Below are 14489 nucleotides of genomic sequence, written 5' to 3'. Positions count from 1 at the left end.
GCCGTACGGGGGTTCTGTCCCGCTCGGGCACCCCCTCGGGTGACAATGCCGCGGTGGCGCAGGAGGAGGGGCTCGACGATGCGGTCGAGGCCATGCAGGGAGGGGACGAGTCGGCGTTCCGGCTCGTCTACCGTCACGTCCAGCCACCCCTGCTGCGCTACCTGACGGTCCTCGTCGGCCCGACGGATGCCGAGGACGTCGCCAGCGAGGCGTGGGCGCAGGCCTTCCGCGACCTCGACCGGTTCAGCGGCGACGCCGACGGCTTCCGCGGCTGGATCACGACCATCGGTCGCAACCGCGCCCTCGACCACCTCCGCCACCACCGCCGCCGCCCGGTGTCGCCGGAGCCGGTCGACGAGCTCGTCGACCTGCCCGACGCGGCCGACGTGGAGGGCGACGTCCTCCGCCTGGCCGGGTCAGAGGCCGTCCTGGCGTTGATCCGGACGCTGCCGCGCGACCAGGCAGAGGCGATCGTGCTCCGCACGGTGCTCGGCTTCGACGCCGCGACCGCCGCACAGATCCTCGGCAAGCGCCCCGGTGCCGTGCGCGCCGCCGCACACCGCGGGCTCAAGAGGCTCGCGCGCACCATCGCCGACAAGCCGTCACACGCGCGAGCACCGAGACGCTGAAGGGAGTGAGATGACAAACCACGACGACCGCCTGTCGCGCCGCGACGCCGAGCACCTGCTCGACGCCCCGGCGGGGTACGACAGCGAGCTCGGTCGGGCCCTCGAAGCGGCCCGCGGGCCCGCAACGCCGGCCGAGCTGCGCCACGAGGACGCCGCCGTCGCCGCCTTCCAGACCGCCCACGCCGCCCGGGACGCCGCGCGGACCTCGTCCCCCGCAGGCACCGCGCGCACGGCTCCCGCGCGGCGGGCCGCCTCCCGCGCGGTGGTCGCCACCGGGGCCGTCGTCGTCCTCGCGACCGGCGGGTTCGCCCTCGCGGGGGTGGCCGACCTCCCCCTCCTCCCGGCGCCGCTGCGCGACCGCTCCCCCGACTCCGCGCCCCCCGCCACACGTGACACCGACGACGGACCGGCGTCCGCGTCCACGTCCGAGGACCCGTCGTCGACGACCCAGAGCCCGTCCTCGGGCTCCCCGACCGCTCCCTCGTCCTCCGCCTCCTCCGGATCCAGCAGCCCCGGCAGACCCACGTCGTCCTCGTCCCCGTCGGCCTCCCCACCCAGCAGCCCGGGCAGGCCCACGCCGACCTCCCCCTCGCCGACGTCGTCGACGACCGGCGTCGCGCCGGCCGACCTCGAGGACCTCTGCGAGGCCTTGCAGGCGGGCCAGCAGCTCGACCCCGCCGCCGCCCAGGTGCTCGCCGACGCCGCCGGCGGTCCCGACCGGGTGTCGACCTACTGCGTCCAGCTCGTGGGTCCGTCCACCCCGACGACGGCGCCGACCAAGCCGCCGAAGGGTCCCAAGACCCCGAAGCCGGACAAGCCGGACAAGACCCCGAAGGACGAGCCCACGAAGCCGCCCAAGCCCACGAAGCCGCCCAAGCCCACGGAGACCGTCTCGCCGACCGCGGCGCCCACGCCGACCGCCACGCCCAGCACCGTGGTGAGCACGCCGACCGCCACGCCTCCCGCCACGCCGACCGGCAACGGCCACGGCAACGGCAACGGCAACGGCAACGGCAACGGCAACGGCCACGGCAACGGGGGCAAGGGCAGCAAGCCCTGACCACGGCAGCGTTCGGTCCGCGGGCCGGGCCGTCGTACCCCTGTCGTAGGTTCGGGCCATGGTCGAGCTGACGAGCCGGGAGGACACCCACCGTCGGATGCTGCGCGCGCGTGACGAGATGGACCGCCGCTACGCGGAGCCGCTCGACGTCCCCACCCTCGCCCGGATCGCGCACCTGTCGGCGTCGCAGTTCGGCCGGGTGTTCAAGGAGGTCTACGGCGAGACGCCGCACCGCTACCTGCAGCGGCGCCGGGTCGAGCGGGCGATGACGCTGCTGCGCCAGACCGACCGACCCGTCACCGACGTCGCGTGGGACGTCGGCTTCGCCAGCCTCGGCACCTTCAGCCGCACGTTCAGCAACGTCGTCGGGTGCTCCCCGACCGAGTTCCGCGCACGGCACCTGCCCGTCGCGGTGCCTTCGTGCTTCATCGCGACCTGGACCCGGCCGCGACAGTCGGGCGGGACAGTCGTTTCGGAGAAGCGGGACGGCGCCGACGCTGACTAGCGTCCTCGTCATGACCAGCAACCACATCACCAGCCTCCACATCCGCTCCGTGCCCGTCCTCGACCAGGACGAGGCGCTCGACTTCTACACGACCCACCTCGGCTTCGAGATCCGCGACGACATCGACCTCGGCTTCATGCGGTGGCTCACCATCGGCGTCCCCGGGCAGGACAGCTCCCTCCTCCTCGAGCTTGTCGGTGGGCCGCAGCACGACGAGGCCACCGCCGCGCAGGTCCGCGAGCTCGTCACCAAGGGCGCGCTCGGCGGACTGTTCCTGGTGAGCAGCGACGTGCACGCGACGTACGCCGCGCTCCGCGACGCCGGCGTGGAGATCACGCAGGAGCCGGTCACGCAGCCCTACGGGACCGACTTCGGCATCCGCGACCCGTTCGGCAACCTGATCCGCATCAACCAGTTCAACGACGCGACGCCCGCCGAGGTCGAGGCGGGGTACGACGCCGCGCGGGCATGATCGACCCATGAGCTATCCGCCACCGACCTACCACGGCGACTCCGGCGAGGTCTCCGCCCACGTCAAGCGGGCGGGGATCGAGCCGGCGGTCGTGTACCCCAACGGCAACAAGGTCTTCTACCTCGCGCAGGGCACCGAGACCGCAGGCACCTTCGGCCTCTACCGGTGGGAGTTCGCCGGGCCGGTCAGCGGCCCGGACGCCCACTTCCACCGGACGATCACCGAGTCGTTCTACGTGCTCGAGGGGACCGTGACCATCTACGACGGCACGGACTGGGTCAAGTGCCACGCCGGCGACTTCGCGCACGTCCCGGCCGGCGGGATCCACGGGTTCCGCAACGAGGACGGCGCCGCCAAGATGCTGCTCCACTTCGCGCCGGGTGCCCCGCGCGAGGCGTACTTCGAGGGGCTGGCCGCCGGCATGGGCAACCTCGACGGCGACGCCTACGACCGGTTCATGCGCGAGCACGACAACCACTGGGTCTGACGCCGGGCGAGCCGGACCGGGAGGCCGGCCAGCGCCTCCAACGGTCCGCGCCGGCCCACCAGCCGCAGCGCCGCGCCGATCCCGAGCAGCACGACGACGTGCACGGCGTAGGAGGACGGCTCCTCGGGCGGCCACATCGCGTCGGTGCGCATCACCACGTGGAGCGAGTAGAGCGTGAGCGTCGCGGCACCCGCGCCGGTCAGCACCGCGACAACCCGCGTGGCGGATCGCGGCAGCACGCTCTCAAGGAGCAGGCAGCAGGCGATCACCAGGACGGCGCTGCCGATGGTCTGCGCCAGGTCGAACGGCGTCGCGGAGTGGGGTGCCACGAGCAGCAGCCACTCCCAGTCGCCGTCGGCGGGCGTCGTGCCGTACATCCCCGTCGCGTTCTCCGAGGCCACCGGGGGGTCGACGAAGGAGCGCGACACCTGGGTGGCGAGCACCGCGAGGCCGACGCCACCGAGCGCCAGGGCGCCGAGCAGCGACCGGTCGCGCAGGTCGAGGCGGCCGAGCACGAGGCCGACGAGGAGGTAGGCGAGCCACGGGAAGGCCGGGTAGTAGCCCGTCAGGAGCAGCTCGCTCGCCAGCTGGCCGGGGTCGCCGAGCTGCTCGAGGGCCGGGCTGTCGAAGCCGCGCTCCGGCAGGTCGGGGCGGACCAGGTGGGAGACGACCGGCGCCGCGACCACCCAGACGACGGCGAGCGGGAGCAGCCACCGCACCCGCAGCAGCGTGAACGGCAGTCCGAGCACGAAGAGCACGCCGTAGTAGGTCAGGATGACGGCGATCCCGGTGTCGAGGCCCCCCAGCAGCAGGCCGATCGCCGCGATGATCGCGGCACGGCCCACGATCGCGGCACTGCGGAGCGCGAGCGGACCGCCGCGGAGGGGCTCGCGCGTCATCAGCGCGAGGCTGATCCCGGCGAGCACCGCGAACAGGGCCGACGCCCGTCCGCCGGCCAGCCACTGCGCGGTCGTGAGGTCACCGGCGGGCGTGCGCGCGTCGAGGACGTGGGTGGCCACCATGCCCAGGAGGGCGACGCACCGAGCGACGTCGAGCCCGACGAGCCGTCCCTCGCGCGCCTGCGACCGCGGCCTGGTGGGTGCCGCGGTCATCCGGCCGGCCTGGCCACCTGCTCCGCGAGGTGTGCGGGCGCCTGGATGCAGTAGGAGTCGGTGAGCAGCTCGGTGAGCTCGTCCCAGTCGGTGTCGTCGTCGAGCAGCATCCCGATCGCGTTGCCGCCCCAGCCGGAGCGGAAGTAGGGATCACCCATGTGCTCGAAGGCCGCCACCTCGTCGGGCTCGCCGCGGAAGGTGATCCGGAACAGCTGGTCCTCGCCGCCGAAGACGTGGGCCACGGTCGCGCCGCCGACCCGCCACCGGGTGCCCGTCCACGCCGGCTCCTGCGCGCAGCGCGGGAGCCGCCCGAGCACCGCGTCGATGCGCAGCACCCACTCCTCGGGAACGAGCGGTCGGTCGGCGAGGGCCACGCGGAGATCCTGCCACCGCACACCGACACCCGGACCCCGCAGACGACTCAGTAGGACTTCGGCAGCCCCAGGCTGTGCATCGCGACGAAGTTGAGGATCATCTCGCGGCTGACGGGGGCGATCCGCCCGGCACGGGCGGCGACGAGCATCCCCGCCATGCCGTACTCCTGGGTGATGCCGTTGCCGCCGTGGGTCTGCACGGCGGCGTCGACCGCGTGGACGGCGGCCTCCGCGGCGGCGTACTTCGCCATGTTGGCGGCCTCGCCCGCGGCCATGTCGTCGCCGGCGTCGACGAGGGCTGCGGCCTTCTGGGTCATCAGACGGGCCAGCTCGTTCTCGATGTGCGCCATCGCGAGCGGGTGGGCGACTGCCTGGTGCGAGCCGATGGGTGCCCGGAAGACCGTGCGCTCCTTGGCGTACGCCGACGCCTTGGCGAGGGCGTGGCGCGCGAGTCCGGTCGAGAAGGATGCGGCCATGATGCGCTCGGGGTTGAGCCCGGCGAACAGCTGGACGAGCCCACCGTCCTCGTCGCCGACGAGCGCGTCGGCGGGCAGCCGGACGTCGTCGATGAACACCTGGAACTGCTTCTCCGGGCTGACGATCTCCATCGGGATCGCGGTGAACTCCAGCCCCGGGGAGTCCGTCGGCACGACGAACAGGCACGGCTTGAGCGTGCCGGTCCTCGCATCCTCGGCGCGTGCGACGACGAGGACGTTGCTGGCCTCGTCGACGCCGGAGATGTAGATCTTCTGGCCCTTGAGCACCCACCCGTCGCCGTCTCGACGAGCCGTCGTGGTGATGTTGTGCGAGTTGGTGCCGGCGTCGGGCTCGGTGATCGCGAACGCCATCGTCGCGGTGCCGTCGCAGATGCCCGGCAGCCAGCGCTGCTTCTGCTCCTCGGTGCCGTAGCGCGCGATCACCGTGCCGCAGATGGCCGGGCTGACGACCATCATCAGCAGCGGGCAGCCCTGCGCCGCGAGCTCCTCGCAGACCGCGGCCACGTCGCCGATGCCGCCGCCGCCCCCGCCGTACTCCTCGGGGATGTTGACGCCGAGGTAGCCCGCCCTGCCGATCTCGAGCCACAGCTCGGTGGTCTTCTCGCCGGCGCGGGCGCGCTCGACGAACCACTCGCGGCCGTACCCGCTGGCCATCTTCGCGACCTGGCGCCGCAGCTCCTGGCGCTCCTCGGACTCGGTGAAGCCGGTCATCTCATTCCCCTTGTTCCTCGACGTGTTCCTCGACGTGTTCCTCGACGACTGCCAGGACCTCGCCGGACGCGACCTGCGACCCGGTCCCGACGTTGAGCTCGCTGACCGTGCCGGCGTGCGGTGCGGTCACGGTGTGCTGCATCTTCATCGCCTCGAGCACGAGCACGACGTCGCCCGCGGCGACCTCCGCACCGGGCTCGACCTCCACCGCCACGACGGTGCCGGGCATCGGCGCGAGCAGCGAGCCGCTCGCCACCGTGTCGGCCGGGTCGGTGAAGCGCGGCACCTCGCGCAGACGGACGGACGTTGCCGGCCCGTCGACCCAGATCTCCCGCGGGGCGCCGGGGTGTGGGGCGTACCTTCGTCCGCGCGTCTCCGTCGCGACGCCGTCCACCTCGAGCCGCGCGTGGGTGGGTGAGACCTCCAGCACGGTGATCCCGTCGACGACGAACCCGTCGCGGGTGCCCCACCACTCGACCGGGTCGTGGCCCTCGAACGTGGTCCGCTGCGGCTGGCTGACGACGTTGCGCCAGGCGGCCGGCACGCCCCGTTGAACCGTGCGCCGCGCGGCGTCGTCGGCGGCGAGCATCAGCGCTCCGGCGACCACGCCCGCCCGTGAGTCGCTGGGAGACTCAGCGGGGGTCGGCCGCGACTCCAGCCACGTCGTCGTCATCTCGCCGGCCGCGAACACCGGGTCGGTGAGGATCTCGAGGAGCTGGTCGCGGTTGGTGGTGACGCCGTGGATCCGGGCCCGGCGCAGCGCCGCGACGAGCATCCGGACGGCCTGGTCGCGCGTCGGCGCCCAGGCCACCACCTTGGCCAGCATCGCGTCGTAGAAGGTCGACACCTCGTCGCCACTCGCGAAGCCGCTGTCGACCCGCACCCCGCTCGCGCCGAGCAGCCCGAAGGCACCGTCGCCCGGCAGGTCGAAGGTGACGAGCCGACCGCTCTGGGGGGTGTACGCCGCGTCCTCGGCGTAGAGGCGTACCTCGATCGCGTGCCCGTCGGGGTACCTGGGGACGATCTGGTCCTCACCGGGTCGGATCTCCGACCACTTCGTCCCCAGATGTCCCGCGTCGAGGCGGCGACCCTCCGCGACCGCGACCTGCTGCTCGACGAGGTCGATGCCGGTGACCAGCTCGGTCACCGGGTGCTCGACCTGCAGGCGGGTGTTCATCTCGAGGAAGAAGAACCGGTCGGTGGCCGGGTCGTGGAGGAACTCGACGGTGCCCGCGCCGAGGTAGCCGATGCCGTCGGCCAGGCTCTCCGCCGCCGCGCACATGGCCTGCTCCGTCGCGGCCGACAGCCCGGGGGCGGGTGCCTCCTCGACGACCTTCTGGTGGCGGCGCTGCACCGAGCAGTCGCGGGTCCCCAGCGCCCGGGCACCGGCTCCGTCGGCCAGCACCTGCACCTCGACGTGGCGGCCCGCCTCGACGTACGGCTCGACGAACACCGTGCCGTCACCGAAGGCCGACTCGGCCTCGGCCCGCGCCGCCGCGATCTCGGCGTCGAGCCGGTCGAGGGTGCGTACGACCCGCATCCCGCGCCCGCCACCGCCGGCCGAGGCCTTCACGAGCAGCGGCAGGTCGGCCGCTGTCGGCGCGTCCGGCGCCGAGAGGACGGGTACGCCCGCGCGCTCCGCGATCTGCTTGGCGCGGACCTTGTCGCCCATCGCGTCGATGGCCTCCGGCGGCGGCCCCACCCAGGTGAGGCCGGCGTCGATGACGGCGCGCGCGAAGGCGGCGTTCTCGGACAGGAAGCCGTAGCCCGGGTGCACGGCATCGGCACCGGACCGCCGCGCGGCCTCGACGACGAAGTCGGCGCGGAGGTAGGTGTCGGCCGGGGCGTTGCCGGGGAGCCGGACCGCGTGGTCGGCCTCGGCGACGAACGGCAGCCCGGCGTCGGCGTCGGAGTGGACGGCGACGGTCCCGATCCCGAGCCGGCGGCAGGTCGCGAAGACCCGTCGCGCGATCTCGCCACGGTTGGCGACCAACATCCTGCGGATCATGTGCGGAACACCCCGAATCCCCTGCCGCCGGTCCAGGCGGTCCTGCTGATGACGGACAGGCAGATGGCGAGCACGGTGCGGGTGTCGCGGGGGTCGATGACCCCGTCGTCGTAGAGCATCCCGGACAGGGCGTACGGCAGCGACTGCTCCTCGACCATCTGCTCGACCATGGCGCGCATGCCGGCGTCGCCCTCCTCGTCGTACGCCTGCCCCTTCGCCTCGGCGGCCGCGCGCGCGACGATCGACAGGACGCCGGCGAGCTGAGCCGGTCCCATCACCGCGGACTTCGCCGAGGGCCAGGTGAAGAGGAAGCGCGGGTCGAAGGCGCGGCCGTTCATGCCGTAGTTGCCGGCGCCGTAGGACGCGCCCATGACCACGCTGAGGTGCGGGACGCTGCTGTTGGAGACCGCGTTGAGCATCTGGGCGCCGTGCTTGATGATCCCGCCCTGCTCGTACTCCTTGCCGACCATGTAGCCGGTCGTGTTGTGCAGGAAGAGCAGCGGGGTGTCGCTCTGGTTGGCGAGCTGGATGAACTGCGTCGCCTTCTGCGCCTCCTCGGAGAACAGCACCCCCTGCGCGTTGGCGAGGATGCCGATCGGGTGGCCGTGGAGCTGTGCCCAGCCCGTGACGAGCGAGGTGCCGTAGAGCGGCTTGAACTCGTCGAACGGCCGGCCGTTGCGCTCGCTGGTCCCGTCGACGATCCGGGTGATCACCTCGCGCGGGTCGAACGGCTCCTTGAGGTCGCTCGGGACCAGGTCGAGGAGGGTCTCGGGGTCGTCGTCGGGTTCGGCGAACCCCACCTCGGTGGTCCACTGATGATCCGATGTGGTCGCTGGGCGCACGGTATTCCCCCTCATGAGCGGCCATGTGCCCGCTTGAGTCGAGGAACGGCCCCGGTTCAGCCGGGCCACGATCCGCCGCCCGATCCGGATCGCGTCGTGCTCGTCCTCGGCGAGGTAGTCGGCGAGCCCGGAGACCTTCGCGTGCATCTCCGCGCCACCGAGCGACTCGTCGTCGGACTCCTCGCCCGTGGCCATCTTGACCAGGGGCGGGCCACCGAGGAAGACCTTCGCGCCGCCGCGGACGAAGACGGTGTAGTCGCTCATGCCGGGGACGTACGCCCCACCGGCGGTCGAGTTGCCGAAGACCAGCGCGATCGTGGGCTGCTTGCGCGCCGACGACCTCGTCAGGTCGCGGAAGAGGCGGCCGCCGGGGATGAAGATCTCCTTCTGCGTCGGCAGGTCCGCACCGCCGGACTCGACGAGCGAGATGGTCGGGAGGTCGTTCTCCTCGGCGATCTGCGAGGCGCGGAAGATCTTCTTCACCGTCCAGGGGTTCGACGCCCCGCCCTTCACGGTCGGGTCGTTGGCGCTGATCAGGCACTCGACGCCCTCCACGACGCCGATGCCGGTCACGACCGACGCCCCGACGGTGAAGTCCGAGCCCCAGCCGGCCAGTGGGGAGAGCTCGAGGAAGGCCGAGCCGGGGTCGACGAGGAGCTCGATCCGCTCGCGGGCGGTGAGCTTGCCGCGCGCGTGGTGGCGCTCGACGTACTTCTGGCCCCCGCCCGCCACCGCGACGGCGTGCTGCGCGTCGAGGTCGGCGAGCTCCTCGAGCATGGCCTCGCGGTTGCTCACCCCTCCACCACCGCCTTCATCCGCTCCAGGGTGGTCTGCATGCCGCGCCGGTTGGTCCGCCCGCGCAGCGCCCCGAGCACCGTCCAGTAGAGGCGGGTCGGCAGGGACGGCTCGAGGCGGAAGTACTCCGTGACGAGCGTGCCGCCGTCCTTCGGCTCGAGCCGGTAGCCCCAGTTGTTGACCGTGATGGCGTCGGTGCCGACGGAGAACTCGAAGAGCCGCTCCGGCTCGCACCGCGTGACCTTGCAGGGCGACCAGTACGTCGGGCCCACGCCGTTGCGCTTCACGTGCCCGGCGAAGTACGCCCCGACCTCCGGCCCCGTCGACCCGCGGGTCCACTTCGCCTCGAAGGTCTCGGGGCTGAACTCGCCGATGCGGGTGACGTCGCTGACGAGGTCCCACACCTTCGCCGGCGGTGCGTCCATCCACACCGACACCTCGTCGCCGAGGGACGGGAGCTTGATCATCGGGAGTCCTTTCCAGGTGGTCCGTCGGGGGTCATGACGCGTACCCCATGAGCTTCGCGGTGAGGTCGCGCAGCACCTCGTCCGCGCCACCTCCGATCGGGAGCAGCCGGGCGTCGCGGTAGTGCCGCTCGACCTCGGTGCCGTGCATGTAGCCGGATCCCCCGAACAGCTGCACGGCGCGGTCGCAGACATGGGCCGCGCAGTCCACCGCCGTCTGCTTGGCCAGGCACGCCTCGGCCACGACGAACTCGCCTGCGGCGTGGCGGGCGGCGACGGCGCGGCTGTAGGTGCGTGCGACCTCGACCTGGCGCCGCATCTCGACCAGCGTGTGCTGGACCGACTGGTTGGCCACGAGCGGCCGGCCGAACGTGGCCCGGTCACGGGCGTACGCCGCGGCGAGGTCGAGGGCACGCGCGGCGATGCCGTAGCCGTGGACCGCGAGCGCGATCCTCTCGACGACGAACTGGTCGGCGATCTGGGCGAACCCGGAGCCCTCTGCGCCGACGAGGTTGGCGACCGGCACGCGGCAGCCGACGAAGCCGAGCTCGGCGGTGTCGGAGCAGTGCCATCCCATCTTGCGCAGCGACCGGTCGACCGTGAAGCCGGGCGTGCCCTTCTCGACCACCAGCAGCGAGATGCCGGCGTGGCCCGGACCGCCCGTGCGCACGGCGGTCGTCACGAAGTCGGCGCGGACGCCGGAGGTGATGAAGGTCTTCGCACCGTCGACGACGTAGTGGTCACCGTCGCGGACGGCGGTCGTACGCAGGCGCGCGACGTCGGAGCCGCCGCCGGGCTCGCTGATCGCGAGCGACCCGATGGTCTCGCCGGCCAGCGTCGGGCGGACGAACCGGTCGACGAGGTCGACGTCACCGGTCGCGGCGAGGTGCGGCAGCGCGATGCCACCGGTGAAGAGGCCCGCCATCAGCCCGCTGGACGCGCCCGCGTCGAACATCGCCTCCTGGACCGCGACCGAGTCGAGCAGGTCGCCGCCGGACCCGCCGACCTCCTCGGGGAACGACACGCCCAGCAGCCCGAGGTCGCCGGCCGTGCGGTGCAGCGTCCGCGGGATCTCGCCCGCGTCCTCCCACTCCTGGAGGTGCGGCACGACCTCGCGCCGCGTGAACTCGGCGGCGGTCCGACGCAGCGCCTCGCGCTCCTCACCGCTGGTCGAGGAGGGACGAAGTCCCGTCACGAGACCCGGGTCGCTCATACGAGGCTCTCCTCGATCGACACCAGCCGCGACCTCAGCCACTCGCCGAGCCCCTTGGCCTGCGGGTCGAAGCGCGTGGACGCCGCCACCCCCTCGCCGAGCAGCCCGTGCAGCACGAGGTTGACCGCGCCGAGGTGCGGCAGCAACCACACCTCGACCTCGAGGTCGGCCGCCTCGGGGAGCAGCATGCCGATCCCCTTGGGCGACATGAGCTTGAACAGCCACTGCACCCGCGCGTCGTACGTCTCCTGCGCCGCGCCGTCGTGCGCGACCCACAGGCCGATGTTGGCGTCGCCCCCCTTGTCGCCGGAGCGGGCGTGGACGAAGGTGCCGAGCGGGAGGCGGCGGGTGAGGACGTCGGTGCGGCCTGGGTACGGCGACGGCCGGGCGCCCGGTGCGTCCTGGGGCGGCAGGACCTCGGCCGGGTCGGCGACGACCTCGCGGCGACCGTCGGCGTGGACGACGGTGTGGGTCACGGCCGAGCGGTCGACGTACGCGGCGCGGTAGACGCCGAAGGGGGTCGGGGCGGCCGGGGGCGCGGTCATCGTGAAGCCGGGGTAGGACGCGAGCGCGAGCTCGACGGCGGCGGAGGTGAAGGCGCGGCCGACGGGGTCGGGTGCGGGGTCCTTGACCGTGCACCGCAGCAGCGTCGAGGCGGACTCCTCGGTCTCGGCGTCCGCGGGCGGCGCCGTCACCGCGGACCAGTGCACGTCGGCGGCACCGAGCCGCGGCCCGAGCTGCGCGCGCACCCACTCGGCCTTGGCCTCGACGTCGAGACCGGTCAGGACGAGCTCCACGCTGTTGCGCCAGCCGCCGAGCTCGTTGACGCAGACCTTCAGCTGCTCGGGCGGCGCCTCGCCGACCACGCCGCTGATCGCGACCCGGTCCTCGCCGGCCTGCTCGAGGCGCAGCGCGTCGAGGTGGACCGTGACGTCGGGGCCGAGGTAGCGCGTGGACTGGATCTCGTAGACGAGCTGGGCGGTCACCGTGTCGACCGTGACCGCGCCCCCGGTGCCCGCGTGCTTGGTGATCACGCTCGAGCCGTCGGCGGCGACCTCGGCGACCGGGAAGCCGAGCGGGCGGTCACGGTGGGGCAGGGACAGGAACCCGCTGAAGTTGCCGCCCGTCGCCTGGGCGCCGCACTCGATGACGTGCCCGGCGACGACCGCGCCGGCGAGCTCATCGTACGCCGTCGTGCTCCAGTCGTGGTGCGCGGCGGCCGGCCCGACGACCAGCGACGCGTCGGTGACCCGCCCGGTGACCACGACGTCGGCGCCGGCGGACAGGGCCGCTGCGATGCCGAAGCCGCCGAGGTAGGCGTTGGCCGTCAGCGCGTCGGCCCAGCCCTGCTCCTCGGCGAGGTGGCGGAGGTCGTCGCCCTCGACGTGGGCGACCTGCGGGTCGAGGCCGAGCCCGGCCGCGACCTCGCGGACCTTGTCGGCGAGGCCGGCCGGGTTGAGGCCGCCGGCGTTGCTGACGATCCGCACGCCGCGCTCGAGCGCCAGGCCGAGGCAGTCCTCGAGCTGGCGGACGAAGGTGCGGGCATAGCCGAGGGAGGAGTCCTTGAGCTGGTCCCGGCCGAGGATCAGCATCGTCAGCTCGGCGAGGTAGTCACCGGTGAGGACGTCGAGCCCGCCTCCCTCCAGCATCTCCCGCATGGCGCCCAGGCGGTCGCCGTAGAACCCGGAGCAGTTGCCGATCCTGATGCTGCCGGCCGGCGCGGTCGGCCCGTTCATCGCGGCGCCCGTCCCTCGCCCGGCCGGCCGGCGAAGGCCTGCGCGACGTCGAGCCACCGCTCGACGTCGGGGCCGCCGGCGACGAGGTCGGTGTCGGCGCGGTGGACCCGCTGCGTGACCAGCCGGCAGAAGTCGCCCGCCGAGCCGGTAAGCGTCTGCGCAGCGTCCTCCGGGCCCCACGACCACACGGCCTCCGACGGGGAGACGAGGTCGATCCGGAACGCCTCGGCCGGCGGCTCGAGGCCGTGCACGCCGAAGGCGAAGTCGCGCGTGCGCACGCCAAGGTGCGCGACGTGGCGGATCCGGTCGGTGTCGACGACCGGCACGCCGAGGCCCTCGTGGACGTCGAGGCTGTGGGCCCAGGTCTCCATCAGGCGGGCGGTCGCCATCGACGCGGCCGACATCGGGGGGCCGAACCACGGCATCCGCTGCCCCTGCGGGTACGCCCCCAGCGCGGCGTGCAGGGCGGCACGCCCGTCGCGCCAGCGGTCCACGAGGTCGGCGGTCCGGGCGAGCGCCAGCGCCTGCTCGTCGACGAAGCCCTCCGGGTCGGCGATCGCGCCGAGCACGAGGGCGTCCCAGGCGTCCTTGTCTGTCGCCGCGGCGAGCGCCGCGCCGTCGGTCCAGGCGAGGTGCGCGACCTGCGTCGCGACGTCCCACCCGGACGCGGGGGTGGGCGTACGCCAGCCGTCGTCGTCGAGTCCGGCGACGACCTGCTCGAGCCGCTCGCCCTCCGCGGCGAGGTCGGCGAGCACCTGCTGCAGCACGGCGGTCATGCGCTTCCTTTCGGGGTCCGCGGGGCGTCGCCGGGCGGCGGGGCGGAGCGGGGGAGGCCGGAGACGTCGTGGGGTGCGCGGAGCTCCTCGTCGAGGACGTCGGCCCACTGGTGGAGGATGCGGCGCCGACGGGCCGAGTCGTCGCTGATGGTGGACGCCAGGCCCAGCCCGCGGACCAGGTCGAGGGTCGCCTGGACCAGCTCGCGCACGCCCGGTCGCGACTCGTCGGCGCCCAGCGCGACGACGGTCATCCGGTGCGCCTCGCGGCCCACCCGCTGCTCGAGCGGCGCGACGGCCGCGAGCAGGGTCTCGTCGGTGCGGGCGGCGACCCACAGCTCGAGGGCGGCGGCGAACACCGGCGAGCTGAAGTGGTCGCCGAGCATCTCGACGACCGCGCGCGTGCGGCGACCGCCCTCGGGGAGGTGCGCGACCGCCGCGGCGAGCTCGGCGCCGCGGCGCTCGGTCAGGTGCTCGACGGCGGCGACGACGAGGTCGTTCTTGGTCGGGAAGTGGTGCAGCTGGGCGCCCCGGCTGACCCCGGCCCGCTCGGAGACCAGCGTCGTCGAGGTGCCGGCGAAGCCCCGCTCGACCAGCAGGTCGACCGTCGCCTCCAGCAGTCGCGCCCGCATCGCCCGGGTGCGGTCGGCCTGCGGCACGCGCGTGGCGGACTGGACGGGAGGGGGCACGGGCCCAGCCTGCCGCCTCACAAACAAACAGTCAAGCCTGACTTTAAATGTCCTCGACCGCAGCCGGTTTGCCAAGGACCAGCCGGGGCAGGAGGTCCCGCGCAGCCACCGACCATCGCAGG

Annotated in this window: 15 protein-coding genes; 5 read left to right on the top strand and 10 right to left on the bottom strand. The window is 73.3% G+C overall.

Annotated features, from left to right (window positions below):
• Window positions 1–53: 53 nt before the first annotated feature.
• From F4692_RS08075 to F4692_RS08055, 5 genes are read left to right on the top strand one after another with little or no spacing between them, the layout of a single operon-like run.
• Window positions 54–629 (top strand): RNA polymerase sigma factor, encoded by a 576-nt coding sequence (locus tag F4692_RS08075; protein WP_218858364.1) that lies wholly within the window; start codon window positions 54–56, stop codon window positions 627–629.
• 10 nt (window positions 630–639) lie between these two features.
• The gene (locus tag F4692_RS08070) at window positions 640–1689 is read left to right on the top strand and encodes a hypothetical protein (protein WP_179619177.1); all 1050 of its coding nucleotides are present in this window, start codon (window positions 640–642) and stop codon (window positions 1687–1689) included.
• Between the two features lie 58 nt (window positions 1690–1747).
• Entirely contained in the window at window positions 1748–2194 is a 447-nt protein-coding gene (locus F4692_RS08065) for a helix-turn-helix domain-containing protein (RefSeq protein ID WP_179619176.1), read from the top strand.
• Window positions 2195–2204: 10 nt separating this feature from the next.
• On the top strand, window positions 2205–2666 hold the full coding sequence (locus F4692_RS08060) for a VOC family protein (RefSeq protein WP_179619175.1): 462 nt from the start codon (window positions 2205–2207) through the stop codon (window positions 2664–2666).
• Window positions 2667–2673: 7 nt separating this feature from the next.
• Window positions 2674–3153, top strand: coding sequence for a cupin domain-containing protein (locus tag F4692_RS08055; protein ID WP_179619174.1), 480 nt, complete (start codon window positions 2674–2676; stop codon window positions 3151–3153).
• Here the strand turns inward: F4692_RS08055 and F4692_RS08050 are convergent.
• The 10 genes from F4692_RS08050 to F4692_RS08005 are packed head-to-tail and all read right to left on the bottom strand — an operon-like array spanning window position 3111 to window position 14367.
• A complete protein-coding gene (locus F4692_RS08050; protein WP_179619173.1) occupies window positions 3111–4265 on the bottom strand; it encodes a heparan-alpha-glucosaminide N-acetyltransferase domain-containing protein in 1155 nt (384 codons plus the stop codon). The two genes, F4692_RS08055 and F4692_RS08050, sit on opposite strands and share 43 nt — an antisense overlap.
• Entirely contained in the window at window positions 4262–4639 is a 378-nt protein-coding gene (locus F4692_RS08045) for an MmcQ/YjbR family DNA-binding protein (protein WP_179619172.1), read from the bottom strand. Before F4692_RS08045 ends, F4692_RS08050 begins: the two co-directional genes overlap by 4 nt.
• 47 nt (window positions 4640–4686) lie before the next feature.
• Complete coding sequence (locus tag F4692_RS08040; protein ID WP_179619171.1) at window positions 4687–5847, bottom strand: acyl-CoA dehydrogenase family protein; 1161 nt, start codon at window positions 5845–5847, stop codon at window positions 4687–4689.
• Between the two features lies 1 nt (window position 5848).
• Complete coding sequence (locus F4692_RS08035; RefSeq protein WP_257029734.1) at window positions 5849–7843, bottom strand: ATP-binding protein; 1995 nt, start codon at window positions 7841–7843, stop codon at window positions 5849–5851.
• Window positions 7844–7851: 8 nt separating this feature from the next.
• Window positions 7852–9474, bottom strand: coding sequence for an acyl-CoA carboxylase subunit beta (locus F4692_RS08030; protein ID WP_179620400.1), 1623 nt, complete (start codon window positions 9472–9474; stop codon window positions 7852–7854).
• A gap of 14 nt (window positions 9475–9488) precedes the next feature.
• On the bottom strand, window positions 9489–9959 hold the full coding sequence (locus tag F4692_RS08025; RefSeq protein WP_179619169.1) for an SRPBCC family protein: 471 nt from the start codon (window positions 9957–9959) through the stop codon (window positions 9489–9491).
• A gap of 31 nt (window positions 9960–9990) precedes the next feature.
• The gene (locus F4692_RS08020; RefSeq protein ID WP_179619168.1) at window positions 9991–11169 is read right to left on the bottom strand and encodes an acyl-CoA dehydrogenase family protein; all 1179 of its coding nucleotides are present in this window, start codon (window positions 11167–11169) and stop codon (window positions 9991–9993) included.
• Window positions 11166–12905 (bottom strand): acyclic terpene utilization AtuA family protein, encoded by a 1740-nt coding sequence (locus tag F4692_RS08015; protein WP_179619167.1) that lies wholly within the window; start codon window positions 12903–12905, stop codon window positions 11166–11168. The genes F4692_RS08020 and F4692_RS08015 overlap by 4 nt, the downstream gene beginning before the upstream one ends.
• On the bottom strand, window positions 12902–13681 hold the full coding sequence (locus tag F4692_RS08010) for a TIGR03084 family metal-binding protein (RefSeq protein ID WP_179619166.1): 780 nt from the start codon (window positions 13679–13681) through the stop codon (window positions 12902–12904). Before F4692_RS08010 ends, F4692_RS08015 begins: the two co-directional genes overlap by 4 nt.
• Window positions 13678–14367, bottom strand: a complete 690-nt coding sequence (locus tag F4692_RS08005) for a TetR/AcrR family transcriptional regulator (RefSeq protein WP_308645215.1) — start codon at window positions 14365–14367, stop codon at window positions 13678–13680. The genes F4692_RS08010 and F4692_RS08005 overlap by 4 nt, the downstream gene beginning before the upstream one ends.
• Window positions 14368–14489 lie beyond the last annotated feature (122 nt).

Origin of the sequence: Nocardioides cavernae (genome assembly GCF_013410035.1) — a bacterium.
GTDB classification, from domain to species: domain Bacteria; phylum Actinomycetota; class Actinomycetes; order Propionibacteriales; family Nocardioidaceae; genus Nocardioides; species Nocardioides cavernae_A.
This window is presented reverse-complemented; position numbering and strand designations above follow the sequence as displayed.